Annotated in this window: 16 protein-coding genes; 6 read left to right on the top strand and 10 right to left on the bottom strand. The window is 66.4% G+C overall.

What is annotated here, in order from left to right; all coding sequences use genetic code 11:
- Positions 1-124: 124 nt before the first annotated feature.
- The 3 genes from purH (at position 125) to VT03_RS23395 (ending at position 6,407) form a co-directional block, all read left to right on the top strand.
- Positions 125-1,702: a bifunctional phosphoribosylaminoimidazolecarboxamide formyltransferase/IMP cyclohydrolase gene (gene purH / locus VT03_RS23405; RefSeq protein ID WP_075095242.1), complete on the top strand. Its 1,578-nt coding sequence runs from the start codon at positions 125-127 to the stop codon at positions 1,700-1,702.
- A 482-nt stretch (positions 1,703-2,184) separates the two neighbouring features.
- Positions 2,185-3,828, top strand: a complete 1,644-nt coding sequence (locus VT03_RS23400) for a PQQ-binding-like beta-propeller repeat protein (RefSeq protein ID WP_075095241.1) — start codon at positions 2,185-2,187, stop codon at positions 3,826-3,828.
- A gap of 572 nt (positions 3,829-4,400) precedes the next feature.
- Positions 4,401-6,407, top strand: a complete 2,007-nt coding sequence (locus VT03_RS23395) for a tetratricopeptide repeat protein (protein WP_075095240.1) — start codon at positions 4,401-4,403, stop codon at positions 6,405-6,407.
- 8 nt (positions 6,408-6,415) lie between these two features.
- Here VT03_RS23395 and VT03_RS23390 read toward each other — a convergent pair whose 3' ends face one another.
- Together VT03_RS23390 and VT03_RS23385 are read right to left on the bottom strand one after the other, a co-directional pair.
- Positions 6,416-7,750, bottom strand: a complete 1,335-nt coding sequence (locus VT03_RS23390) for an SCP2 sterol-binding domain-containing protein (protein WP_075095239.1) — start codon at positions 7,748-7,750, stop codon at positions 6,416-6,418.
- 71 nt (positions 7,751-7,821) lie between these two features.
- A complete protein-coding gene (locus tag VT03_RS23385) occupies positions 7,822-8,262 on the bottom strand; it encodes a MarR family winged helix-turn-helix transcriptional regulator (protein WP_075095238.1) in 441 nt (146 codons plus the stop codon).
- Between the two features lie 224 nt (positions 8,263-8,486).
- On the opposite strand from VT03_RS23385, the gene VT03_RS23380 reads away from it, so the two are divergent.
- The gene (locus tag VT03_RS23380) at positions 8,487-9,797 is read left to right on the top strand and encodes a condensation domain-containing protein (protein ID WP_075095237.1); all 1,311 of its coding nucleotides are present in this window, start codon (positions 8,487-8,489) and stop codon (positions 9,795-9,797) included.
- Between the two features lie 299 nt (positions 9,798-10,096).
- Here the strand turns inward: VT03_RS23380 and VT03_RS23375 are convergent, their stop codons facing one another.
- From VT03_RS23375 to VT03_RS33755, 8 genes are all read right to left on the bottom strand, one after another.
- A complete protein-coding gene (locus VT03_RS23375) occupies positions 10,097-13,534 on the bottom strand; it encodes a M56 family metallopeptidase (protein WP_075095236.1) in 3,438 nt (1,145 codons plus the stop codon).
- Positions 13,535-13,654: 120 nt separating this feature from the next.
- Complete coding sequence (locus tag VT03_RS23370) at positions 13,655-14,032, bottom strand: BlaI/MecI/CopY family transcriptional regulator (RefSeq protein ID WP_075095235.1); 378 nt, start codon at positions 14,030-14,032, stop codon at positions 13,655-13,657.
- Between the two features lie 245 nt (positions 14,033-14,277).
- Positions 14,278-15,153 carry a fumarylacetoacetate hydrolase family protein gene (locus VT03_RS23365; RefSeq protein WP_075095234.1) on the bottom strand — a complete coding sequence of 292 codons (876 nt, stop codon included), beginning with the start codon at positions 15,151-15,153 and terminating at the stop codon, positions 14,278-14,280.
- The gene (locus VT03_RS23360) at positions 15,150-16,262 is read right to left on the bottom strand and encodes an RluA family pseudouridine synthase (RefSeq protein WP_231870498.1); all 1,113 of its coding nucleotides are present in this window, start codon (positions 16,260-16,262) and stop codon (positions 15,150-15,152) included. Before VT03_RS23360 ends, VT03_RS23365 begins: the two co-directional genes overlap by 4 nt.
- A gap of 53 nt (positions 16,263-16,315) precedes the next feature.
- Positions 16,316-16,852, bottom strand: coding sequence for a formaldehyde-activating enzyme (fae, locus tag VT03_RS23355; RefSeq protein WP_075097253.1), 537 nt, complete (start codon positions 16,850-16,852; stop codon positions 16,316-16,318).
- A gap of 554 nt (positions 16,853-17,406) precedes the next feature.
- Positions 17,407-18,498 carry a redox-regulated ATPase YchF gene (gene ychF, locus VT03_RS23350; protein ID WP_075095233.1) on the bottom strand — a complete coding sequence of 364 codons (1,092 nt, stop codon included), beginning with the start codon at positions 18,496-18,498 and terminating at the stop codon, positions 17,407-17,409.
- A gap of 330 nt (positions 18,499-18,828) precedes the next feature.
- Positions 18,829-20,805, bottom strand: coding sequence for an acyltransferase family protein (locus tag VT03_RS23345; protein ID WP_075095232.1), 1,977 nt, complete (start codon positions 20,803-20,805; stop codon positions 18,829-18,831).
- Between the two features lie 239 nt (positions 20,806-21,044).
- Positions 21,045-21,218, bottom strand: a complete 174-nt coding sequence (locus VT03_RS33755; protein ID WP_156514710.1) for a hypothetical protein — start codon at positions 21,216-21,218, stop codon at positions 21,045-21,047.
- Between the two features lie 910 nt (positions 21,219-22,128).
- Between VT03_RS33755 and VT03_RS23340 the strand changes: the two genes are divergently transcribed.
- A complete protein-coding gene (locus VT03_RS23340; protein ID WP_075095231.1) occupies positions 22,129-22,491 on the top strand; it encodes a hypothetical protein in 363 nt (120 codons plus the stop codon).
- A gap of 599 nt (positions 22,492-23,090) precedes the next feature.
- A complete protein-coding gene (locus tag VT03_RS23335; RefSeq protein ID WP_075095230.1) occupies positions 23,091-24,755 on the top strand; it encodes a sodium:solute symporter family transporter in 1,665 nt (554 codons plus the stop codon).
- The last annotated feature ends 149 nt before the right edge of the window (positions 24,756-24,904 follow it).

Genomic DNA, 24,904 nt, shown 5'->3' with positions numbered 1-24,904 from the left:
ATCTCAGTTTGCAATTCTCACGAAGCACTCTCCCGCCCCCATCCTTTCACGTCTCCCCCGCTGCCGATACCTTGTGCCCCTTGGTCCGTTCGTCCTTGTTCGTCCGTTCGTGTCCGGAGTTCCCATGAGCCGCGCCTGGCCTCGTCGTGCCCTTATCAGCGTCAGTGACAAGACGGGTCTCGCCCCCTTTGCCCAGGCCCTCGGTCAGCTCGGTTTCGAGATTCTCTCCACCGGCGGAACGGCCAAGTTCCTGAAGGACCTGGGGCTCAACGTCATCGACGTCTCGTCCTACACCGGCTTCCCGGAAATCATGGACGGGCGGGTCAAGACGCTGCACCCGCGGATCCACGGGGCGATCCTCGGCCGGCCGGACCTCAAGGAAGACGCCGAGGCAATCGAGGCTCACGGGATCATTCCGTTCGAGCTCGTCGTCGTGAACCTCTATCCGTTCGAACAGACGGTCGCGAAGCCGGGCTGCAAGATCGAAGATGCCATCGAGAACATCGACATCGGCGGCCCGAGCATGATCCGCTCGGCGGCCAAGAACCACGCCTACATCGGCGTCGTGACGCGGGCCGATCAGTACGACCGCGTCATCGCCGGTCTCCAGGCGGGACAGCTCACGCCGGAGTTCCGCCGCGAGCTCGCCGGCGCGGCCTTCGAAATGACCGCCCGCTACGACCGGGCGATCTCGAACTACTTCGCCGGCATCACCGGCACCGAAACCGACAAGATCTTCCCGCCGACCATCGCCATCGCCCTCGAGCGCCGCGAGACCCTCCGCTACGGTGAGAACCCGCATCAGAAGGCCGCGTTCTACGTCGAGCCGAACGCCGGGCCGGCGACGCTGGCGGCGGCCGAGAAGCTGCACGGCAAGGAGCTCTCCTACAACAACCTCCTCGACCTCGACGCCGCGATGGCGATCGCCCGCGAATACGAGGAGCCGGCCGCGGTCGTCATCAAGCACAACAATCCGTGCGGCTGTGCGATCGGGGCGACGCTCGCCGAGGCGTTCGACAAGGCGTACGAAGGGGACCCGATCAGCGCCTTCGGTTCGATCATCGGCTTTAACCGGCCGGTCGATCTCGCGACCGCCGAGCGGCTGTGCGAGCCGAACCGGTTCATCGAGGCGATCATTGCTCCGGACTACGCTCCCGAGGCCTTCGCCCTCCTCACCACGAAGCCGAAGTGGAAGAACAATGTCCGCCTTCTGAAGCTGCCGGGTTTCCTGCTGCCGCAGCCGACGATTCTGGAGTACCGCCGCGTAACTGGCGGCCTGCTGATGCAGGACCGGGACGACCAGGCCGATCCGCAGGGGGACTGGAAGGTGGTGACGAAGCGGGCGCCGACGGCCGCCGAGCTGACGGATCTGGCGTTCAGCTGGAAGGTGTGCAAGCACGTGAAGTCGAACGCCATCGTCTTTGCGAAGGGGGGGATGGTGATCGGTGTCGGGGCGGGTCAGATGAGCCGGCTAGATTCGTCGCACATCGCGGCTTACAAGTCGGGCGAGAAGAGTCGTGGCGGGGTGGTGGCTTCGGACGCGTTCTTCCCGTTCCGGGATGGGATTGACGAGGCGGCGAAGGCGGGGATCACGGCGGCGATTCAGCCGGGTGGTTCGAAGGCGGACCCGGACGTCATTGCGGCGTGTGACGAGCACGGCATGTCGATGATTTTCACGGGTCGTCGCCACTTCAAGCACTGAGACGCGTCATTGCCGGCGTGACTCCCATAGCTCAAGCCCAATGTGCGACGGCAGCCTGGGGTCAAGGGGGGCCACGCCCCCTTGCCGCCGGAGGCACTCCTGTGAGGAACCGTGGGATACAACGGACGTCCGCTTTGTGGTACCGGCGTTGAAGACTCACCGCTCGTTTCGCAATCCCCGCGGGTTGGTGAGGGGGCATACGGCACGTCGTCCGCGTCTGGACACCCCCTCCTTCAGACATCTCTCGAGGAGACGGCCTCCGGCGGGCAAAGGGGCGTTGCCCCTCTGCACTCCCCACCAGGGTGCCCCTGGACCCGGTTGGGCCGGTTCAGCTTGCGCAAAGCGCCTGATTATTCCGATTGTCACACCAAGCTGAGCTCACCCCCACCACCCGACACCCCGCCGACTTGCCCCACGATGCCACCCTGTGGATGCTGTTGGGAACGTTTTTGAACGTGCGCCGCGGTTCGGACCTCCCACACATGACCTCGCCCCTCCCCCGCCTCTCCTCCCGCCTCGGCGGAGCGGTCCTCCTCGGCCTCCTCACCGTCCCGGCCCTCGCCGCCGACTGGGCCCAATGGGGAGGCGGCACACACCGCAACATGGCGTCCTCCGAGACGCACCTCCCCGAACGCTTCGACCCCGGCAAACGCACCCGCGAAAAACTCGGCGTCGACGTCAAATCCACCAAGAACGTCGCCTGGGTCGCCCGCATCGGCAGCGAAAACTACTCCGCCCCCACCATCGCCGGCGGACAGGTCTTCATCGGAACAAACGACGAAACCCTCGAAGACCCCCGCTATGAAGTGACCGAAGGGGGCGTCCTGATGTGCTTCGACGAGCACTCCGGCGAACTCGACTGGAAACTCGTCGTCCCCAAGATCGAGATCGACCGCGCCAAGGTCAGCGAAGACTTCGACGCCATGAACCTCGGCATCTGCTCGACCGTCACGGTCGACCGCGGCCGGGCCTACCTCGTCACCAACCGCTGCGAGGTCCTGTGCCTCGACGTCCGCGGACTCGACAACGGCAACCAGGGCCCGTTCCTCGACGAAGCCAAGTTCTCCGTCGGCCAGGACGATCCGGCCGTCGAGCTTCGCCCCACCGACGCCGACATCCTGTGGCGGTTCGACATGGTCCGGGACCTCCCGGTCTTCCCCCACGACGCCACGAACTGCTCCGTCCTGATCCACGGCGACGTCGTCTACGTCTGCACCGGAAACGGCGTCTACGACGGCAAAGTCGTCCTCCCGACCGCCGCGTCGCTCATCGCCCTCCATCGCGACACCGGCGAGTTCCTCGCCCGGGACGACGGCAAGATCAGCGCCGCCGTCTTCCACGGCCAGTGGGCCTCCCCCACCCTGCTGAAGGTCGGCAACGAAGAGGAGATCGTCTTCGGTGCCGGCGACGGCTTCTGTTACGGCTTCCGCCCCCTCAAGGAGCTGAAGCCGGGCCAAACGCTCGAGCAACTCTGGAAGTTCGACGCCAACCCCAAGGGCTACCGCGAACGGGGCGGCAAGGTCATCGATTACTGGGCCCTCGTCCGCGGCGGAGCCAAGGACCTGTTCGCCAATGGGGAGCTCATCAGCCCCAGCGAGATCATCGGATCGCCGGTCGTTGACGGCGAACTGGTCTACGTAACGATCGGCCAGGATCCGCTCCACGGTCGCGGCAAGGGGGCGGTCTCCTGCATCCGCCCGCGCCGCGAGGCGGATGGGAAGTCGACGGTCGAGACCGTCTGGGTATACGAAGGGATCGGCCGGACGCTCTCGACTCCATCGGTCCGCGACGGCCTCGTCTATGTCGCCGAACACGCCGGCAAGGTCCATTGCCTCGACGCCCAGACCGGCCGCGTCCAGTGGGTCTACGACACGAAGGACGAAGTCTGGTCGTCGACGTTCGTGGCGGACAACAAGGTTTATCTCGGAACGCGGCGGGGCCTGACGGTCCTGGCGGCGGGCCGGGAGCTCAAGCACCTGGCGGATATGCGCCTCGGTTCTCCGGTCTGGTCGGTCCCGACGGCCGCGAACGGCACGCTCTATGTCGCCTCGCAGAAGCATCTGTGGGCGATCCGGGACGAAGGCGAGATGCCCCCGCTGCTGACGAAGATGAACCCGGCGAAGTAGAAACCCGAACTTCTGCCGTCCTATGCAGTCGCCCCAAGCTCCGGGCGTGTCTGTTGAATGATGGTCTGACGAGCGATCTTGCGACGCAACCGGGGTCCAGGGGCACCCTGGTCAGGGAGTGCAGAGGGGAGAATCCCCTTTGCCCGCCGGAGGCCTGGCTGTCGAGAGATGCCTGAAGGAGTACGTGTCCAAACGCGGACACTGTGCCGGATGCCCCCTCACCAACCCGCGGGGATCCCAGAGCGGGCGGTGAGTCCTCAACGCCGGTCCCACAAAGCGGACGTCCGTTGTGTCCCACGGTTCCTCCTGGAAGCGCCTCCGGCGGCAAGGGGTCCTGTGTTGTTTCTTTGGCCCCTTGACCCCGGCTGCCGTCGCACGTTGGGTTTGAGCTATGGGAGTCCATCCGGCAAGGATGGCGAGTCGAAACCGGGGGATCAACCTCTCTCCCCGGCCGACTGCAGTTCGCCGAATACCCTCGCGTTCCCCAGGCCCGCCGATCTCCGAATTGACCCGAACGCGTCTGCGGTGTTAGAAGCCGGGTCTTCTGATCCGTTCTGACGGGGTCCGCAGGGATGCGCCGCTTCGTATTTCTCCTCGTGGGCTTCGCGGCTCTCGTCCCCCTCTTTGGCCCCTCAGCACCGGCCCAGGAGTTCCGCACCGTCCCGGACACGCGGCCCAAACTGGGGATCGCCCGCACACAGCTCTTCACCGCCGAGGAGTACCTCGCCCTCCTCGACTCCCTCTCCGAAGCCCAGATGGAGCAGCACCGCGCGGCAGGGAACCTCGCGGGAGACCGGGACAGGTTCGAATCGGAGGGGGACCTTCCCCTGGCCATCGAGGCAGCCCAGAAGTGCGCCGCCGGCCAGGAGGCCCTGTGGGGGCCCGACCACTACGTCACCGCCTTCGCCTGCGGCCGCTGGGGCGAGCTGTGCCACTCCGCCGGACGACCGAAGGAGGCCGAAGCTCTCTACCGTCGAGCCCTGAAGACACTCGTCGCAACGCGAGGCGAGACACATCCCACGACGCTGACCCTCGAAATCGACCTCGCCAACCTGCTCCAGGATTCGGGCCGCTTCGGCGAGTCGCTCGCGCTCCACAAGAAGGTCGTCGCCGGAACCGCCGAGCGGTACGGCAGTGGAAGCGGGGATGAGGCGGTGGCCCTCATCGGCTACGCCTCCGCGCTGCGGGATGCCGGAGCCGTGCGGAATGTTCCCGAGGTGATCGACCGCGCCCTCGCGGTCCTCCGCGAGAAGGAGGCGACCGACACCCCCGTCTACGCGCAGGCCCTGGGGGTCAAGGCGAGCGTCTGCGTCCTGATGGCGAACTACGACGAAGCCCGCGCCGCCTACGAGGCGATCGAGACCATCTACGCGGCCGAGCCGGAGCGGTACGCCGTCCCGCTGGCGATGCTCCACAAGAACCGAGCGGAGCTGTCCCGGCGGCAGGGCCGAATCCCGGACGCCCAGCCGCAACTCGACCGGGCCCGTGAACTCCTCAGCGGCGTCGATCCCGGACATCCCGCCTTCGCCGCGATCCTGCTGGAACAGTCGGCCCTCTATCACGCCCTCGGCCGGTCCGAGTGGGCCGAGCGCGACAGCCGGCAGGCGGCGGAGATCCTGCTCGCCGCCTATGGCAAGACGCACCCCGAGTACGGCGTCGCCCTCCGAAACCTCGCGGTCATCAGCGCGGAACGCGGCCGTCTCAAAGCCGCGGAGCCGCTCCTGGGAGAAGCCCTCGACATCTTCCGAGCTCAGTTCAGCGACCGGCACCCCCTCGTCGCCCAGACCCTCCAGGACCTCGCCCGCGTCCAGCAGGGACAGGACAACTCGGAGCTGGCTCGCGAACTCGTCGACGTCGCGGCCCAGGTCGCCGCGGGCTACCTCGGCGCGGAACACCCGGAGTACGCCCGGCACCTCGTCCAAGCGGCCCGGCTCTACCGCGACATGAAAGAGTACGGCCTCGCCGAAGCGGCCCTCCGGTCGGCCGGTGAGGTCATCGGCAACGAGCTCGGCAAGGATCATCCCGAGTACGCCCAGGCGCTCGTGGAACTCGGCTCGCTCTACGGAGCGATGCAGAAGGACGATGAGGGAAAGACGCTCGTCAAAGAGGGGGGCCGGATCCTGTCGCGGCGGCTGGGGAGCGATCATCCCGACGTCGCCCGGACGGTCGTGGCGCTCGCCGAACTCTACGGTGCCGACGAGGCCGAACGGGCCGAGAAGGCCCTGACGATGGCGGCCGAGACCCTGGCGGAGCAGATCAGCCCCCGCGACCGGAAGCGGCTCGAAGCCCTCGTCGAGCTGGGGGACATCTACATGGCCCTCCAGCAGCCGGACGCCGCCGAGAAGATCCTCGACGAGGCGGTGACGCTGCTCAAGGAAGAGGTCGTCGAAGAGAGCCCGCTCTACCGGAAGGCCGTGGGAAAGCTGGCCGAGGTGAAACGCGTCCGGCAGAAGATCGAGCGGGCGACAGACCTCGAAGCGGAGCTGGGGCGGATCTCGCAGAAGGTCGTCGAGAAGAACCCGCGGGCAGCCGCCTTCGCGCGGATCGCGGCCGAGATCGAGCAGAACAACCGCCACTGAGCGGGGCATCACGAGGGAAAGCACCGGCCGAACCGGGCGAGGAGAAGCGGGTTGCCGCGGATCCGGAGCCGGAATGTGATGAGGGCCCGGAACAGCGAAATCTCCTTCGCGATGAACCTGAGCCAGGTCCGGGAGTCGACCGTCACCCGCACGTCGCACCGGCCAACCAGTCCCGGCTCGATGGCGAGCGTCCGGTCGGCAATGCGGATCGTCACCTCCCGCGGCTCCTCCCCCGTGAACCGGAAGTGGTAGACCGCGCGGAAGCCGGCCGCCTTCTCCCGCTGGAAGGCGTGCGGCATCGCCGACAACAGGGATTCGATCGAGCGGGGGCGGAGGCTGCCGCGGACATTCCGCACGGTCTTGTGCGGGAACCGCTTGCGGACATGGTCCTCCGCGTCCGAGCCGGGGACGACATAGATCGACTCGACCTTCTGCTGCAGCGGACGGACCACCGTCTCCAGATGCTCACGGCGGTTCTCCAGATAAGGAGCGATGACGTCTTCGCCTGCCGGGCAGACCGAGAGGCAGTAGGCCGCCTTGTAGTTCGGTCCGAAGGAGAGGCTCTGCCACATCGAGGCGGACTCCGCGTTGCCGACTCGATGGCGGTAGTCGAGGCCGTTCCGGCTGTCGGCCACCGTCTCGACCCAGTCGTTGAAGCCCCCCATGAACTCCCGGTAGTTATGCGTGTAGCACGCGGAGAAGTCGAAGTGCCCGTCCGGCGCGATCGCCCCCACGGGACAGGCCGCCACGCACAGCTTGCACTCGAGGCATGGGTTGTAGTCGATCGGCTGATCGTACGCGGTCGCCTCGGCGGCGATCACGACCGTCGCCAGGAGGATGAAGTTGCCAAACCGGGGATGGATCACGTTGCGGTGAATCCCCATCATCCCGAGCCCGGCGGCGACGGCGACCGGCTTGTGCGACACCGTCCAGATCTTCCCCGGGAAACGGTCCATTTCCATCGGAAAGCCCATGGCGGGGTTGAGGGCCCGGATGCCGCGTTCCTCAAGCGCCTCCACGATCCGGCGGGCCGCCTCGTTCGTTTCGTCCCCGACGTGGTGGAACTCCAGGTTCGAAAGCGACCGCGCCGGGGTCCGGATCGGCTCACGGTTCATCCGCAGGACGAGGCTGAGGATCGTCCTGGCCCCCGGGAGGAGCGCCTGAATCTCCTCCCGCTGGTCCGCGAGCGCCGGCCGTTCGAGCTCGACCAGCCCCACGTCGTCCGCACCGCACTCGCGGGCGAGCGCTTTGAGCCATTCGGCGTCGAGCGGGGCCGGCGGAGGCGACACCAGCCGAGGGCGGTCAATCAGCTTCCGAACGGTGGGATGGTCTTCGAGTTTCATGGGACGCCCACTTGTGTGTATATGCAAGTTTCTAACAAAAGCGTTGCCGAATCGGATTCCCTCATATCGCGTCAGCCCGCCCGGGCTGCCTCGCTCCCGCGGCGGATCGCCGCCAGGGCCGCTTCCCCCAGCAGGGCCTCGGTCTCCGCCTGAGCCCGTTCCCACAGCGGGATCGCCCTCCGCAGGATCTCCCGCCCTGAGTCGGTCAGCCGGAACGGTTGAGCCCGGCCGTCCTCCGGATCGGGGACCTGCTCCAACCACCCCCGCGCCCGCATCCGTTCCAGGTTGCGGCTGAGCGTCGTCGGATCGATGCACAGCACCTCGGCCATGATGGCGGGCCGGGCCAGTTTCATCTTGGCCGAGGCGACGAGGATGTTGAACTGGCTCCCCCGCAGTCCCAGCGGGCGAAGGTGGTTGTCATAGAGGCCGCTCACAACCCGGTTCAGCAGCCGCACCCGCAGTCCGGCGCAGTGCTCCGCGACGTGATCGACCATGTCTTCGAACTTCGCCATGATTTATTTGTATATGCATCTTTCATTGCGGTCAAGATCCAAGGGATCGGGAGGGCGAGGCTCCCGGCATGTCTTTCGGAAGTTTTCGGCAGCCAGGGCCGCGTTCCGTCACGGCACGAGCTCGGCATTCCTCTTGTCATTTCGACCGCTCTGGGCGAGAGTCCCCACCGCTTCGTCCCCTGCTCTTTCCTGTCCCATCCGGCTCCCTTCCGCTCTGGTCCGTCGTGAGTCCTTCGCCCGATCATCCGCCGCACCGTCCGCTTGGCGACCTGGAATCGTTCTTCGCCTGGGGGAGCGCCCGGTACGGGACCTACACTCAGGTTTCCCCGCTCGTGTGCGAAGGGAAGCTCGATCTCCCGAGGCTGCAGAAGGCGGCGCAGCGGCTGGCCGAACGCTGGCCGCTTCTCTCCAGCACGATCGTGACCGGCGGGGATGGCCGCCCGATCCTCGCGCCGATTCGCGACGTCGCGCTGGACCTGCGCATCATTCCGCGCGTCGACGAGAACCAGTGGCGGTCGGCCGCCGAGCGGCTCATCAACGAGCCGTTTCCCGCACCCGCTCCGGCTGGAGGCGAGGTATCGTCTTCGCCTCTCTGGAGTCTGACGGTCCTGGCGGGCGAGGATCGCTGCGAGCTCGTGCTGCGGATCCATCATGCAATCTGCGACGGGCTGGGTGTCGCGCCGTTCTTCCATACCCTGCTGCAGACTTACGCCGACCTGGAACACTCCGAGGCCGCGGCCCCGGAGCCGCGGCCGATCGCCCCGCCTCTCGAGACCTTTCTTCCAGCCGGAGCGAGAACGGCGGCGACGCTGCGGTTCTTTGCGGAGGAGGCGAAGAACCTTGTCCGAAACCCTCGCCCGGTAGCCGCCCATGCCGGGAGTCTCCAGCGGACGGTCCCGCGGTTCGGGAGTCTTTCCGCCGACGAGACCCGAGCGATCCTGCAGGCCGCCAAGGCGAATGGGACGACGCTCAATACGGCGCTGTGTGCCGCGGCGCTGCTGGTGGCGTTTGAGGTTCTGCCGGATCGTCGCCGTGTCGCCTTTCAGACCAATATCGACCTGCGTCGGCGGCAGCCGGTTCCGGTCGCGCCGGAGCAGCTGGGTCTTTACATCTACTGGGTGAAGACGTGGCACGGGCGGCCGAGTGGTTCGTTCTGGGAGTTTGCCCGGGCGTATCACGCGTCGCTCACGGGGGCGATCGGGCGGACCGGTCTTCCGCCGTGGGGTTTTTCGAGGGTGGCCCGGACCTTTCTGGCGCCGGCGGCGGACAAGCATCCGCTGCTGTGTACGTCGGACGCGATCGTTTCGAATACGGGTGTTCTGCCGATGGCGGAGGACTATGGCGGGGTTCGTCCGCGGGAGCTGTATACGGCGACGTGCCAGACGCGGGTGGGGACGCGGTACTGCTGGCTTGTCGGGACGCTGCACGGGCGGTTGGGGGTGGCGGCGTTTGTGCGTGATCCGCTGGACCCGCCGGAGATGGCGGAGAGGCTGGTGGAACGTCTGCGACATCACCTGTTGCTGGGCTGCGGCTAGTGCGCCAGCTCACCGGGGTCCAGGGGCACCCTGGTCGGGGAGTGCAGAGGGGAGAATCCCCTTTGCCCGCCGGAGGCCCTCTCGTCGAGAGATGTCTGAAGGAGCACGTGTCCAAACGCGGACACCGTGTCGGATGCCCCCTCACAAACACGCGGGGATTGCGAAGCGAGCGGTGTGGTTTGAGGGAGTCCTCAACGCCGGTGCCACAAAGGGGACATCCGTTGTGTCCCACGGTTCCTCATGGAAATGCCTCCGGCGGCAAGGGGGCGTGGCCCCCTTGACCCCGGCTCTTTACGCAACTACCGATCGCGGTTTCTCATCCAATCCGCGACTTTCCCCTGAATCGTTACCTCGTCCACATCAGGCATGAACTGACGGCCCGGCGGCAGCTGTGGCGGCTCCTGAACCCCGTGCGCCGTCACACTCACGGGCGCCGCAGGCAGATTCGAAAACCGGAACCGACCCTCCTCATCCGTCTTGTCTTCCGCCGTGAAGTAATAGAGCGCATTCTCCGGCCGCGAATCCTCAGCACACGAAGCCCCCATCGTCACCCCCGGCACCGGCGCACCGTTCTCGTCCAGGACCCGCCCCGTCAGAACGTGCCCCCGCTTCAGAACAATCCGCTGCGGCACCTTCCCCGTCAGCCGATACCGCTCGCCCAGCCACGGACCGTTCTTGGGAGGATACAGCACGTAGTCCTCCAGATCCGGATTGACCCCCGTGATCCGCGCCATGCCGTCGCGGCCCGTCGTCGCCACGACCCCGTAACCCGAGCCGACGGAACTCCGCCCCAGCTTGCGGTCAAACTCGAGAACGAGCGGCACGTCCGTCACCGGCTTCCCGTCCGTATCGACCACCTCGATCGCCACCTCCCGCAGCCGCGGCACCGTCAGCGTGATCCGCTGTTCGGGATGCGCCGCATCGACCGTCAAGGCCTCCGTCCAGACCCGGGCCCGCTCGACCTGAGCGTAGACGTAAGCGTCCCCCCGCAGCGGCAGCGGATTCAGCACGAACTCCCCTTCATCGTTCGCCTCGAGCGTCTCCGGCAGATCGATCCCTGCCCGCTCCGGCATCTGCACACCGACCTTGGCCCCCGCGATCGGCTTTCCATCGGCATCGCGAACGGTCCCGGCAATCATCCCCGCGGGGACAACAGCGATCGACAACGTCCTGGCCAGCTCCTCCGGCTCGAACGACTGCCGCAGCGACTTCGCCGGCATGAAGCCCAGCATCCGCGAACCGTTGATCTGCACCCGGGCCAGGGTCGGAGCCTCAAACGTCACCGGCCCCTTCGAGAGATCGACTCGCTTCCGCGAAAGGGTCGAGTTGTACGACTCCAGAACAAGCTGCCCCGCCGGATGGACCGGTTCCCCGTTGTAGAGGAATTCGACCGTCACGGTCCGCGTCTCCTGACCACCAGCGTTGTCGGGGGTCTTGAGCTTGAACACGATGTCCGACTCCGATCCGGTCACCGGCCGGTCGACCTTCAGGCCAGGCGAGTCGAACGACAGCGTCCCGCGGACAAGATTGGGAATCGTGAACGAACCGTCCTCCTCGATCCGGAAGTTGCCGGTCAGGACCTGGTCGCGCTTCTGGTTCTTCGTGTCTCGAAGCACGGAGTAAAAGACCGAGCGGTATCGCGGATCCTTGGAGATCAGGTTGAGATCCCCCTCGACCCGCCCCCGCAGCGTAATCTCCGGATCCAGCGTCCAGGCGAGCTCCTGCTGGCCGGCGTGGACGTCCTCCACCAGTCCGCGGACGACTCCTTCCTTCATGAGCAGGACCTCGATCCGCGAGTCATCCGCCATCTGATCGATCCGGAACGAGCCGTCCTGTTCGGAGACCGCCCAGAGCTGCCCCGGCGACCCGTGGCTGTAAGAGTGGCCGACGATCGTGCCGGGACGGCGACTCTCCGACCGCTCCGCACGGCAGTAGATCGCGACTCCCGGCACCGGCTCGCCCGCCTCATCCACGATCCTGCCGGACGTCACCTTGGCGGGGAGCATTTCGATGGTGGTCACCCCTTCGGAGGGGAGCATCCCTTTCCAGGCGTAGATCGGCTGGAAACCGGCGGCCCGCGCGACCACCTTGTACTCGACGTCGATCACGTTCTCCGCAACGAACTCCCCATTGGCGTCCGCCGTCTTGTCGGCCGACGGATACGAGGTCAGGATGGCCGGGGCCGCAGAGATCCGATCGGCGGCGACGGGCTTCCCCTGCGGATTGACAAAGCGGATCCGAGCCGGCCGCCCTTTCCTCAGCACGACCTCGCCGAGATCGATCTCGCTCCCGCCCGCCTCGCGCCGCTCGGGGAAGATCACCGGGGCGTAGCCGGTGGCGAAGATCGCCGTCCGGATCCGGCCTCCGGGGATCGTGACCTTGATCGTGCCGTCGGCCCCGCCGTTCGAGCCGAGACTGTACCCGCTGTTCCCCGCCTGCGATTGAATGGAGAGATGGACGTGAGGGATCGATGCTCCCTCCTCGTTCTTCACGGTCCCGATGATCCGCACCGGCTTTTCGGTGCGGAGGTCCGCGTCGTCCACCATCGGGATCGCCGCGCGGGCTTCCTTCAGGACTTCGACCCGCTCGGCATCCGAGAGCGCCCGCGCGGTCTGGGCAACCGCCCACTGTGTCCCGCAGGCCACGAGGCCCAGAGCCGAAGCGATCAGGACGAGCATGGCCGCCAGAGACAGCCAGCCGACCCGCAGGTGCGGCGTCTGGTTCGGGAAGAGGATGCGGCGAACGCGGTCGACAAGCGAGCCGCTCCCTGCCGGTTCCGCGAAGGCGGGGACGAGGGCCGGGGGGACGTACATCCGGTCGGCCCAGTCGGCGAGGGTCCGGGCGTAGTCGACGGGGTTCTCCGTGAGGGCGATCGCGATGGCGTCGCAGCACGCTTCCCGCTCGATGCGGATCTGGCGGCTGAGCCACAGGACCGCCGGGTTGAAGAACAGGATCGACTCGACGAGGAGTTGCACGAGGTTGGCGACGAAGTCCCAGCGGTAGATGTGCGCCAGCTCGTGCGCGACGATGGCGTACTGCTGCTCCGGAGTCAGCCCGGTCATGAAGGAGAGCGGCACGACGAGGAGCGGCTTCCAGAAGCCGAAGACGACCGGCGTGGCGAGCTGCTTGAGCGACAGGACCCGCACATGGCATCGCAGGCCGAGCGCGGTCCGGATCCGCTCGACCGCCTCCAGGAGCCGCGGATCAAGGACCGGGAAGGCGGCCACGTAAGCCCGGGCGGCGAGGATCTGCCGCGACAGGCGGAAGAGCATCAGCAGGCAGCCGAGCCCCCAGGCGACGAGGAGCGAGGGGAGGGCCCATCGAAGTACCGGCCCGATGGTCGGCCATGCGGCCGCGGGAGGCGCCAACCGGCGGGGTACCGGAGCGGGCGACGCAGGCTCCGCGTGGCCTTCGTGCCCTGCCGGGGAGGGTTCGAGGGCGGCAGTCGCGATCGCGTGCGCTCCGTGAGCGTCGACGAAGGTGGCCTCCGGCGTGGGGGGTCCGACGAGGTTCCACTTCACCCCCAGGACCGACCACGTCACGAACAGCGAGACGAGGACGGCTCCGAGTCCGCCGAGCGCGATCGTGTAGCGGCGGTCGTACTGGTGGGCGGGGACGCGGCGGAGGCAGAACGCCACCACGAGGGCGATGGCCGCTCCCTGCCAGAGGGAGTGGAGCAGGACGCTGGCGAGCCGCAGGCTCTCCGGGCCCTGGAGAATGTCGAGGAGGGTTTTCATGTGAGGCCTCCCACCCGGCGGATCGGGGGTGAGCTGGGAAGACGAACGGAATGAACGGGAACGACATTCGGCGGATCGCGCGGCGGCGAGAGTTTCCTCTCGCGCCGGACGCGGACCGCGCTACTTCTTCTTGGCCGCTTCGTTGATCATGCGGCGGATCTCCTTGAGATCCGCTTCGCTCAGGTCCTGGCTGTCGATGAGGGTCTGGACGACTTTGGTCGCGTCGCCGCCGAAGAGGTTGCGGACGAGCGTCCGGACCGCCGGCTGGGCGATGTCGTCGCGGGAGACGAGTGGCCGGTAGATGTGGGCCAGGCCCTCGCGGTCGTGGGAGAGCAGGCCCTTTTTCTCCATGACCTGCATGGTGGTCAGGACGGTGGTGTAGGCTCGTGCTTTTCCGTCCGCGAGGCGCTCCTGGATGTCGCGGACCGAGCTTGGCCCGTGCTCCCACAGCAACCCCAGGATCTGCGACTCGACTTCTGACGCGCGAATCTGCGACACGGCCTCACCTTTACTATCCGATTAGTAGATACTATCGACATAGTAGACCGCGTCAAGCAGGAAATCCGGCAGTCCCGCAGGGGCGTCGAGAAGAGTGAAACACCAGGACACCAAGATTCACGAAGGTCACCAAGGATCTCATCGACGAGATCGAACCTTTGTGTTCTTGGTGACTTCCTTGGTGTCTTGGTGTTTAACAACCCGGCCGCAGACACTCGGGCCGCTTTCACCCGCGCTCCAAGCCCCTACAGCGAGTTCTTCACCACCGGATTCGTCAGCGTCCCGATCCCGCTGATCGTGATCGACACCGAATCCCCGTTCTCGAGCGTGAAGTCGTCCGGCGGAATCACTCCCGTCCCCGTCAGCAGGAACGCACCAAACGGAAACTCGTTCTCCCGGTACAGCCACGTCGCCAGCTCCGCCAACTGCCGGTGCAGCTGCGCCAGCGTCGTCGAGCCCTCAAAGACGCTCTTGCCACCCCGCTGGATCACAACACCAACCGTCGTCTCGGCGAGATTCAGCGTCCCCTCGGCAATCTGGATCGCCGGGCCCAGACCACAACACTGGCTGTAAACCTTGGCCTGCGGCAGATACAGCGGGTTCTCCCCCTCAATGTCCCGGGCCGACATGTCGTTCCCGATCGTGTACCCCACAATCCGCCCCGCCGGGTCGATCACCAGCGTGAACTCCGGCTCCGGCACCGACCACCGGCTGTCATGCCGCACACGCACCGGCTGCCCCGGCCCCGAAACACGGTGCGGCGTCGCCTTGAAGAAAATCTCCGGCCGGTCCGCCGTATAGACCTTGTCGTAGTGCGAGGCTCCCCCGCCCGCCTTCGACTCCTCCATCCGCGCCACCTGGCTCCGCTTGTACGTCACCCCCGCCGCCCACACCTCCTGCCGGTCGATGGGAGCGAGAAAGGTCACCTCGTCACACTTGATCGATCCGGAGCGGGGATCGATCAGGAACCGCGCGAGCCCCGCGGGGTCGGGCGAATGCAGGATGTCGGCAAGACACTGGATGTTTTCGACCTGAGAAAGGTCGAGGAGCTTGAGAGTCCGGTCTTCAATGGCGGCAAGGCGGCGGGCACCGTCGGCAAGACGGACCTTGGCGAGTTTCATGACGGCAGCTTTCGATGGTGGCGGAGGGCATCGAGCGTCTGCTGCATGTCGACCGGCAGGGGGGCTTCGAACTGCAGCGACTGGTCCGTCGCGGGGTGTCGGAACTGGATGCGGCGGGCATGCAGCGCCTGGCGATGGACCAGTTCGGCATCTTGTCCGACGCGATCCTCCGCCGCAACCAACTCCGAAAGAAGAAGCCGGTCGCTCCCGCCGTACATCCGGTCCGCCACGATCGGACACCGCAGCGACTGCATGTGGACGCGGAGCTGATGCGTCCGTCCGGTCTCGGGCCGCAGCCGCACATAGGTGAATCCGCGGAACCGCTCGATCACCTCGTAGAACGTCACCGCCTCGCGGGCGTTGTCGTCCGGACCGCAGACGATCATCCGCTCGTGCTGCCGGGGATGCGGCTTGAGGTGCGTCCGGATGTAGTCCGCGTCCCGGGGAACGGTCCCCCGGACGATCGCGTGGTACTCCTTCTTCACCTCCCGCTGCTCGAACTGCCGCGTCAGGCGGTTATGGACCTGGTTGTCCTTGGCGATGATGATGACGCCGGTGGTGTCCCGGTCGAGGCGGTGGACGATCCCCGGCCGGAGCTGCCCCGCCACGGAGCTGAGCTGGTCGAAGTGGAACTGGACCGCGGCGGCGAGAGTGCCGCGGAAGTTCCCCTTGCCGGGGTGGGTGACCATGTCGGCCGGCTTGTTGATGATCGCGATCGCGTCGTCCTCGAAGAGGACCTCGATCGGGATGTCTTCCGGCTGCAGGTTGTTGTCCGGCTCCGAGGGGAGCTGGATCGACAGCCGGTCGTTGACCCGCAGCCGCCGCGCGGCCTTCACGGGAAGGCCGTTGACCATCACGGTCTGCTCTTCGATGGCCCGCTGGAAGAGGACGCGGCTGTAGTTCGGGAACATCCGCGAGAGATAGTGGTCGACCCGCCACCCATGCGCCCGCGCCTCGACGGTCACGAGCACCGGCTCCGCGCCGAGGTCGTCGGACCCGGAGGGCTCAATTTCGTCCGCCTCGGCGGGGGCCACATCAGGCGGAAGGCCGAAGGCGGAAGGGAGAGACTCCTCTCCTTCCGCCGCTTGGATATCACTCTCGTCGCTCACAGAACCTCGCGCTCCCCTTCCGATCCCTAGACTCGAGTCCCCAGACCCTCGTCCTACAGATCCCCCTTCATCCCCAGCTCGTGGAAGCAGTGGGTGATCTTGTTCTGGTTCTCAAGGAGCCAGTCGATCTTCGGTTCGCCGCGCATCGCCTTGCCGAGCGCCTTGGCGACCGCCGCCCGCTGCGTCTCGAAGAGCTTCTCGTGGTCGACCTTCTTCTCCTTGGTGACCGACGGATCGAGCCAGACGGAGACGATGATGCCGAGGTCGTCGGCCTTCTCCTTCGGGATGTCGCCGGCGCGGACGGCATCGAGGACGCCATTGGCGATGCCCGCCTGGACGGAGCCCATCAGGATGTTGGTGTACTTCTCGTTGTTGACCGTGACCTTGGAGACCATGATGGTCGTCGGCCGGACCTGGCAGTCGCAGTTCAGGATGGCGAAGACGCGGGAGTGTCCCTTGATCTGGTCGCCGAGCAGGTTGGCGATGGCGTAGCCGACAGGTCCGTCGAGTTCCCCGATGACGACTTCCGGCTCAGCGGCGAGGTAGCCCGGTCCGTCTTCGACTTCGACGAGGGCTTCGCCGGTCCGCATGACGATCCGCGGCAGCGGCCCGGCCGGGGCGGGGACGGGTTTGCTGGCGGTCTTCTTTTCCACGGCCTTCTTCTTGGCCATCGTGACGGGCTCCTGGTGGTGAACGTGAAATTGGGTTGGCAGGGCGTATCTCAATCGCCGCCAAGGCAAAAGGGAAGAACGCGCCCGTCAATTGTTCGAACATCGCGCCCGGCGGACGGGCGCCCGATACTGGCCCGACGTCACTCGCCAGCCGGGGTCAAGGGGGCCACGCCCCCTTGCCGCCGGAGGCATTTCCATGAGGAACCGTGGGACACAACGGACGTCCCCTTTGTGGTCCCGGCGTTGAGGACTCACCGCTCGCCCTGCAATCCCCGCGGGTTGGTGAGGGGGGCATACGGCACGGTGGCCGCGCTTGGACACGCGCTCCTTCAGGGAGATCGAGCCAGGCCAGGCCTCCGGCGGGCAAAGGGGCGTTGCCCCTCTGCACTCCCCACCAGGGGTACCCCCTGGACCCCGGTGAAAAACGGAGCGGGAGCTCCTCTACCTTCCGTCTTCAGCCTTCCGCCTACCGCCTAAACATTGAACAAGAAGTGACAGATATCCCCATCCTTCATCACATACGACTTCCCCTCCACCCGCAGCTTGCCCGCCGCACGAATCGCCGACTCCGACTTGTGCGCCTCCAGATCATCCAGCGCATAAACCTCCGCCCGGATGAACCCCCGCTCAAAGTCCGTGTGAATCACCCCCGCCCCCTGCGGCGCCGTCGCCCCCACCGGAACCGTCCAAGCCCGGACTTCCTTCTCGCCGGCGGTGAAGTAGCTCTGCTGCCCCAGCGTGTGATACACGGCCCGCGCCAGAGCCGACAACGCCGGCTCCTTCAACCCCACCGACTCCAGCATCTCCTTCCGGTCCGGCGGATCCAGCTCCGCCAGCTCCGACTCAAACTTCGCACACACCGGAACAACGTCCGCCCCGCGCTTCTCCGCAAACTCCCGAACCCGCTTCACCAGGTCCCCCTCGCCCAGCACATCCGTATCGTCCACGTTCGCGACATACAGGATCGGCTTCGCGGTCATGAACCCGTACTGAGCAATGATCTTCAGCTCCGCCGGATCGAACTCACCACCCCGGATCGGCTGCCCGGCGTTGAGCCGGGCCAGGCACTTCTCGATGATCTCGACCCGCAGCTTGGCGTCCTTGTCGCCCGACTTGGCGGTCCGCTGGATCTTGGGAAGCGTGTTCTCCAGGACCTGCATGTCCGCCAGCATCAGCTCGGTATCGATGACCTCCATATCGGAGACCGGGTCGACTTTGCCCGCGACGTGGATCACGTCCGGATCGGCAAAGCAGCGGACCACCTGGACGATGGCGTCGACTTCGCGGATGTGGCTCAGGAACTTGTTCCCGAGTCCTTCCCCTTCGCTGGCCCCTTTGACGATGCCGGCGATGTCGACCAGTTTGATCTGGGCGGGGATGATCTTCTGGGGCTTGAAGTAGGCGGCGATCCGGTCGAGGCGGTCGTCCGGGACGCTGACCATGCCCTCATTGGGCTCGATGGTGCAGAAGGGGTAGTTGGCGGCCTGAGCGGCCTGTGTGCAGGTGACCGCGTTGAAGAGGCTGCTTTTGCCGACGTTCGGGAGACCGACGATTCCCGCTTCCATGACCGTACGCTTTCCGGACAAAACTCAAAGGGAAAACGGGAAGTATCGCGACCAGCATGAAAATTCCCAGCGTGTGAGGGAGGCGGAAGGGGTTCAGGCGGAAGGTAGAGCGGCGCAACGCAGGGTCATTTGGCCCTCATCGGGTCCAGGGGCACCCTGGTCAGGGAGTGCAGAGGGGAGAATCCCCTTTGCCCGCCGGAGGCCCTCTCGTCTCGATCTCTCTGAAGGAGCGCGTGTCCAAGCGCGGACACCGTGCCGTATGCCGCCACATCAACCCGCGCGGATTCCAAAGCCAGCGGTCAGGTGTAACGGAGCGATTGCCCCCAGCTCTCAATTTGTGATCGCCGTCGCTCGCCGAGCGCCGCTCCGGCTCCCCTCGGCCACCGCCGGCTCCTGGAAAATCGGCTCAAACAGCGGCCGGATGTATTCCGCCCCCCGGATCGACAGGTGGTACGCGTCGCTGTACAGCGAATGCCCCCCGCTCTCATTCCGGCAGTAAGACTCGTTGTCGAGCAGCAGGTCGACGGGATCGAGGCTGACCACGCCCTTCGTCTCCAGCGTGTCAAACAGGGCGTCGTGCCGGACCAGCCAGTCGCGGTGCCACTGCAGCGGATGGTCGACCTGATGCGGCGGTTCCCCCTTCAGGGCCGCAATCGCCAGCACCTGCGGCACGTTCGCCATGTAGGTCGGGATCTGCCGCATGATCCACACCCGCGCCCCCGCCGCCTGGAGTTGCTGGACGGTCTTCATGAGCCCCTCGTCCAGCGGACACTGGATCTCGTCCGCGTTCGGGTTCGCCGGGTCGAAGGCGACGGGGTACGTCCCCCAGAACGCCGCCAGGAGGACATTCGGCACCCGGTTCCGCTCGACGTACTCGACGACCGCGCGGTTGTACGCCGGCGCCTGCTCCCGCAGCGAATACGGATTGTCGCTCACGTAATCGAGGACCGGAGCGGTCGAAGCACAGGTCGCCGCCACCCCCCGCTTGCCGTGCTCGCGACAGAGCGTCCGGATCATCGGGACGATGGACTTCGCGTGGCTGTCCCCCCAGACCAGCAGGTGCACCGGCTGACTGCGGTACTCCGGAACGATCTCGAACAGGTCGTCCCGCTCGATGTCCCCCCGCCCCTGGTCCCAGAGAAACTCGGTGTCGCCAATGCCGTTCGCGTAAGCCACCACCTGCGGCGGGAACCGTCCCGGAAGCCCCCCCAACCCGATCACCGTCAGGCTCGCGGCGATCATCGTGGCGAGGCAACCCGCGCCGGCCAGCAGGACGGAGCGCCGCGTCGCAAAGACCCGGCGATGACGGAACGGCAGCTCGACGAAGAAGTACGAGGCAATCGCCGCCACAACGCTCACCCCCAGGACCGCCGCGCGAACGGCGGGCTCGGGCCGTTCGAGGGCGTAGTACCGGGCGAGCGCCAGGAGCGGCCAGTGCCAGAGATACAGGGAGTACGAGATCAACCCGATCCCCCGGAAGGGAGCCCACGCCAGCAGCCGCCGCACGAGGTTCCGCGGATCGGCCCCGCTCCAGATCAGGGCGACCGTCCCCAGGCACGGCACAAGCGCCGCGACACCGGGAAAGCGAGTCGAGGGAGAGTAGGTCCAGGCCGAAACGGCAATGGCCGCCAGCCCGATGGCCGCGGCCGTTTCCGACAGCCACCGTCGCGACGTCGAGGGGGCGGGCACAAAGCACAGCAGCGAGCCGGCGAGCAGTTCCCAGGCCCGGCTCGGCATCAGGAAGTAGCTCGCCCCCCGGTCGAGGTGCGTCAGGAACACGCTGACTCCGAAGGTCGCGACCGCGAAGGCCGCCAGGACCGGGCCGACCGCCCTGGGACGGCGGCCCCACACGAGGGCGACCACGATCGGCAGGAGCAGGTAGAACTGCTCCTCAATGGCGAGCGACCACAGATGCAGGAGCGGCTTCGTCTCCGCGGTCCCGCCGAAGTACCCGGTCCGCGCCCAGGAGAGAAAGTTCGCCCCCAGGACCGCCTGCGCGGCGACGAACGCCGACAGTTCCTTGAAGTCGTCCGGCAGCATGATCGGCCAGGCGAGGGCGACGGTCGCGACAATCATCACCGCCAGAGCCGGGAGGATCCGGCGGACGCGGCGTTCCCAGAACGTCAGGAAGCTGAACCGGTCCTGGCGAAGGTCCGCCAGGATCAGGGACGTAATCAGATACCCGGAAATGACAAAGAAGACGTCGACGCCAACATACCCCCCCGTAAAGCCGAGCTTGGCATGAAACAGGAGGACAGGAAGAACGGCGATTGCCCGCAAGCCGTCGATGTCAGGGCGGTAGGTCACTGGTTCCTGCGCGCGGAGACCGGGTATGCCTGGAGTCGGCCGTCGGCATCGGTGGACCCGCGTTTGTCATACCCCGGCCTTCCACCCTTGGCAAGAACGAGCTGGCCGTCGGGGGAGCGGTTCGCCTCCTCGGGGCGTTGACGACGGAATCCGGTCGGAGAATCGCGAGAACAGGCGGCCCCCGCGACTGCGGAAGACAGAACAGCGGGGCTCCGGAAGAAGCCGGGCCCCAGGCCTCGTCAGACCCACATCCACAGGTCATAGACCGGGGCGGGGTCCAGCGGATCGCCCTGGAACAGCGATTCGTCGATCTTGATCTCAATGCAGGTCGGAGAGGGGGCGCCGAGCCGCGTGTCGACCCGGCAGACCATCAGGCCGAGCAGGATTCCGCAGGTCAGGACTCGCCAATTCATTCCCATACTCCAAAGGGTCGCCCTCGCGAGAAGCAAACCCCGCGCCGCCGGAGGAACATTCCCGGAACCCTGCAATTCTTCTCGCCGCAGACGCCGGGGCTGTCCGCCGTCCCCCCTCTTTTCAGCACCGCTGCCCAGAGGAGCGGCACCCCGCGTCGATGGATTCGGAGTTGCCGATCCCTCGCCGGTGGCCCCTCCGGCAGGTCGTCGGCAGGCATCCGCGGCGGCTCCTTCACGCCCCGGGCCCAGACATCGGCCGGGAGGAGGTGACGGCCGACTCTCCAACCTTCACTCGTGCGAGCCGGGGAATCCGTAAAGACCCGGAACCTCCGGGAAATTCTGGAGGGATTTTTTGGCCCGGTTTGAAGAATTGTGCTAGACGCCGCGACATCGACTTCAAACAGGATCTACGTTGGAGGTGTTCTCCTTGAAGCAAGGGAAAGCCGACGGAAATCCTGAGAGGTTTCCGCTCGGGGACGGAGTGGGCCTGATTCCGATCGCTCATTCCTGTCGTCAGGCTGCATGCCGACAGCCTCCACCCGGGCGACGGTCGTTGCGATCGTCCTGCCATCCCGTTCAAGGAGCGAACCTGGATCGCGTTTGACCCGCCGGCCTCCTTTCTCGCCGACCGCGGACTCTGTGCCGTGGCGAGGGAGACCGTGCCGATTTCGGAAGGATCCGAATCCCCCTGATCGCTGGTGACCGGCCCGCGGCCCTGTCCCAGGATTCCTGAAGTCCGATGAGAATCGTGCCGGCGCTCCCGTTGCGCGCCGACGGCCAGCCCAGATTCCGCGTTCGAAGAGACCGGTGAGCATCGCCGGCCTGTCTCCTTCGCTGCGCCGTCCCTGCGTTCCGCGCCGATGTTCCGCCCCGCCCGCCCCCTTCCCCCTGCCCCCCGAAGAGGAAGTCCATGATCTCAACCGCCTCGTCCCATGCCGCTGCCGATGGCGCCCCGGACGGCCCGTTGGTCTCCCGTTTCAGTATTGCGCTGGTCTCCAGCGTCCTGGTCGGGATGAGTCTGGGGGACCCGCTCCCCGAGCCCCTGGAGCTGCTCTCGGGCAGCGCGGGGGCGATCGGGTTGCTGTTTTATGGATACCGGAGCCGTGTGATCCGGATCGAGCGTGCGCGGCAGGCGGATGCGACCAAGACTCTGGTCGAGCGGCGGCTGGATACGTTCATCGCCGAGCCGCCGCTCCTGCCGACGCCTCATACGGTGAGGGAGTGGTCGCCGTCGTCGTCCGGTTCGTATTCGGTTCAGCGCATCTCTCGTTGATCCAAAGCGACCGTTGCAGGGGCCTCACATCCGTGCCCAGCCGAACCGGGGTCCAGGGGCCCAGCCCCTGGTGAGGGGATGCAAGGGGGTCACACCCCCTTGCCCGCCGGAGGCCTGGCCGTCGGAAGATGTCTGAAGGAGATCGTGTCCAAGCGCGGACACCGCGCCGGATGCCCCCTCACCTATGACGCGGGGAGTGCAAGGCAACCGGTGTCGGTTGAGGGAGTCCTCAGTGCTGGTACCACAAAGGGGACGCTCGTTGTGTCCCACGGTTCCCCATGGAAGCGCCTCCGGCGGCAAGGGGGCCTGTGTTGTTTTCTTGACCCCTGACCCCAGTTGCCGTGGCACGTTGGGTTTGAGCTAAGACGCTGCGCCGGCAAGGACGCGGTTCGAGCCAGCGCGACGAGAGACTTTGCCCTCACCACCCCCGCCTCGGCCAATCCCCCCGCCGACTGGAGGTTCCCCTTCAGAGGTGCAAATCGGCAGCGACTCGTCAGAATCGCCCCTGCGTCAGCTCGCTCGTCTGCCGCGGCCGTATCCTGCCCTCCCCTCTCCCCTACGCCGACGGGAAGGGACACTCTTCCGAAGAGAGCGTCAGCATGCCGGAGTCGGAACTCCCGCTTCAGACCGGTCTCCGGGGACTCGACTTCGCGGCCATCGTGCTCTACCTCGCGGTGACCTTCGGCATCGCCGTCTGGTTCAGCCGCCGGCAGGGATCGGCCGAGGACTTCTTCGTCGGCGGCCGCCGGATCCCGTGGTTCGCCGTCGGCCTGAGCATCCTGGCAACCCTCTTCTCCACGCTCTCCTACCTCGGCGCGCCCGGAGAAGTCATCAAGAACGGCATCGGCTTCTACGCCGGGTACCTCGCCCTCCCCCTCTCGCTCCTCGTCGTGACGCGCTTGTGGATCCCGTTCTACATGCGACTGGGGCTGACGAGCGCCTACGAGTACCTGGAACGGCGCTTCAGCCGCCGGCTGCGGACCCTGGGGGCGACGCTGTTCGTTCTGCTGCGGATGGGCTGGATGAGCATGGTCGTCTACGCCGCCTCAATGGCCCTCGACCGCGTGAAAGGGCCCGACCTCGAATGGCTCCCCGGTCCCGACCTCTACTGGTGGATCGGCTGCGTCGGGATCGTGGCCGCGGTCTACACCGCCGTCGGCGGGATCCAGGCGGTGATCTGGACCGACGTCCTCCAGTGCGGCCTCCTGGTCCTGGGAGCCCTGATGGTCATCGGCGGCGTCATTGCCGCCACGGGGACCAGCCCCGTCGACTGGATCCAGACCGCCCGCTCGAACGGCATCCACCACCCGCCGCTGCCGCTCTACAGCATGGACCTGACCGTCCGAGTGACGCTCCTGACGGCGATGCTTCACAACTTCTTCTGGACCATCTGCACGCACGGCTCCGACCAGGTCGTGCTCCAGCGATATTTTTCCACCCCCTCTCTCGGGGCGGCCCGACGGAGCTACTACATCAACGTCGCCACCGACCTCCTGATGATCCTGCTCCTCTCGCTCTGCGGTCTGGCCCTGCTGCAGTACTACCGAATGAACGCCGGGCAGCTGCCAAGCGGATGGACGCTCGAGAGCTCAGCCGACAAGCTCTTTCCAACGTTCCTGGCGACGCACCTCCCCGTCGGCTGCGCCGGCCTCATCATCTCGGCCTTCCTGTGCGACGCCATCCAGACGCTGGAGTCGGGAGCGAACTCGATCACGGCCGTCGTGACGACCGACCTCCTGCGATCGAACGAAACCGGCGATGAAGGAAACGAGGGGAAAAAGCGTCAGCTCGGTTTCGTACGGCAGCTCAGCCTGTGGATCGCGCTGGCGGTGTCGCTCAACGCGGGGTTCATCGCCTACATCTCGCAGTCGCAGAACCTGACAATCATCGACATGATGCCGAAGTTCTTCAATCTGTTCGTCGGCCCTCTGGCGGCGATGTTCTTCATCGGGATGTTCCTGCCGCGGTGCACGAGCCGATCGGTCGCGATCGCGGTCGCCGTGGGCCTCGCGGTCTCGGTCTCATGGAGCTGGGCGCGGGAACTGGTTGCCGTGGCCCGCGAACTGTTCGGCATCACAAGCGAGTCGTTCCAGATGCCGCGCGGCCCGACGATCCTGCTCTCGATTCCCCTCCCCTGCGTAACCACATTCCTCACGGCAGCCCTGCTGAGCCTGTTCGTCGAAGACGGCCGCCCGCACCTCGGCCAGGCCTACACCTGGCGATCGATCCTCCGCGACGTGAAGCTCCCGCCGGAGCGCTCGTAACAGCCGCGCCCCTGGATCACCGACCGCCCTTCTGAACCCGGCGATGAACAACAATGAGTCCACGAAGCGAGCCCCGTCGTCAACCCACTGGAAACCGCGCGCCGACTCCGGTAGTTCTGGTGCGTGCTGTCGGGCGATCGAACGAAACC

Origin of the sequence: Planctomyces sp. SH-PL14 (assembly GCF_001610835.1) — a bacterium.
Lineage (GTDB): Bacteria > Planctomycetota > Planctomycetia > Planctomycetales > Planctomycetaceae > Planctomyces_A.
The sequence above is the reverse complement of the archived record's forward strand: the minus strand, read 5'-3'. Positions and strand labels throughout refer to the sequence as shown.

Coding starts and splice junctions, on each gene's coding strand:
- purH (WP_075095242.1), top strand. CDS start 125: ATGAGCCGCGCCTGGCCTCGTCGTGCCCTTATCAGCGTCAGTGACAAG.
- VT03_RS23400 (WP_075095241.1), top strand. CDS start 2,185: ATGACCTCGCCCCTCCCCCGCCTCTCCTCCCGCCTCGGCGGAGCGGTC.
- VT03_RS23395 (WP_075095240.1), top strand. CDS start 4,401: ATGCGCCGCTTCGTATTTCTCCTCGTGGGCTTCGCGGCTCTCGTCCCC.
- VT03_RS23390 (WP_075095239.1), bottom strand. CDS start 7,750: ATGAAACTCGAAGACCATCCCACCGTTCGGAAGCTGATTGACCGCCCT.
- VT03_RS23385 (WP_075095238.1), bottom strand. CDS start 8,262: ATGGCGAAGTTCGAAGACATGGTCGATCACGTCGCGGAGCACTGCGCC.
- VT03_RS23375 (WP_075095236.1), bottom strand. CDS start 13,534: ATGAAAACCCTCCTCGACATTCTCCAGGGCCCGGAGAGCCTGCGGCTC.
- VT03_RS23365 (WP_075095234.1), bottom strand. CDS start 15,153: ATGAAACTCGCCAAGGTCCGTCTTGCCGACGGTGCCCGCCGCCTTGCC.
- fae (WP_075097253.1), bottom strand. CDS start 16,852: ATGCGGACCGGCGAAGCCCTCGTCGAAGTCGAAGACGGACCGGGCTAC.
- ychF (WP_075095233.1), bottom strand. CDS start 18,498: ATGGAAGCGGGAATCGTCGGTCTCCCGAACGTCGGCAAAAGCAGCCTC.
- VT03_RS33755 (WP_156514710.1), bottom strand. CDS start 21,218: ATGAATTGGCGAGTCCTGACCTGCGGAATCCTGCTCGGCCTGATGGTC.
- VT03_RS23340 (WP_075095231.1), top strand. CDS start 22,129: ATGATCTCAACCGCCTCGTCCCATGCCGCTGCCGATGGCGCCCCGGAC.
- VT03_RS23335 (WP_075095230.1), top strand. CDS start 23,091: ATGCCGGAGTCGGAACTCCCGCTTCAGACCGGTCTCCGGGGACTCGAC.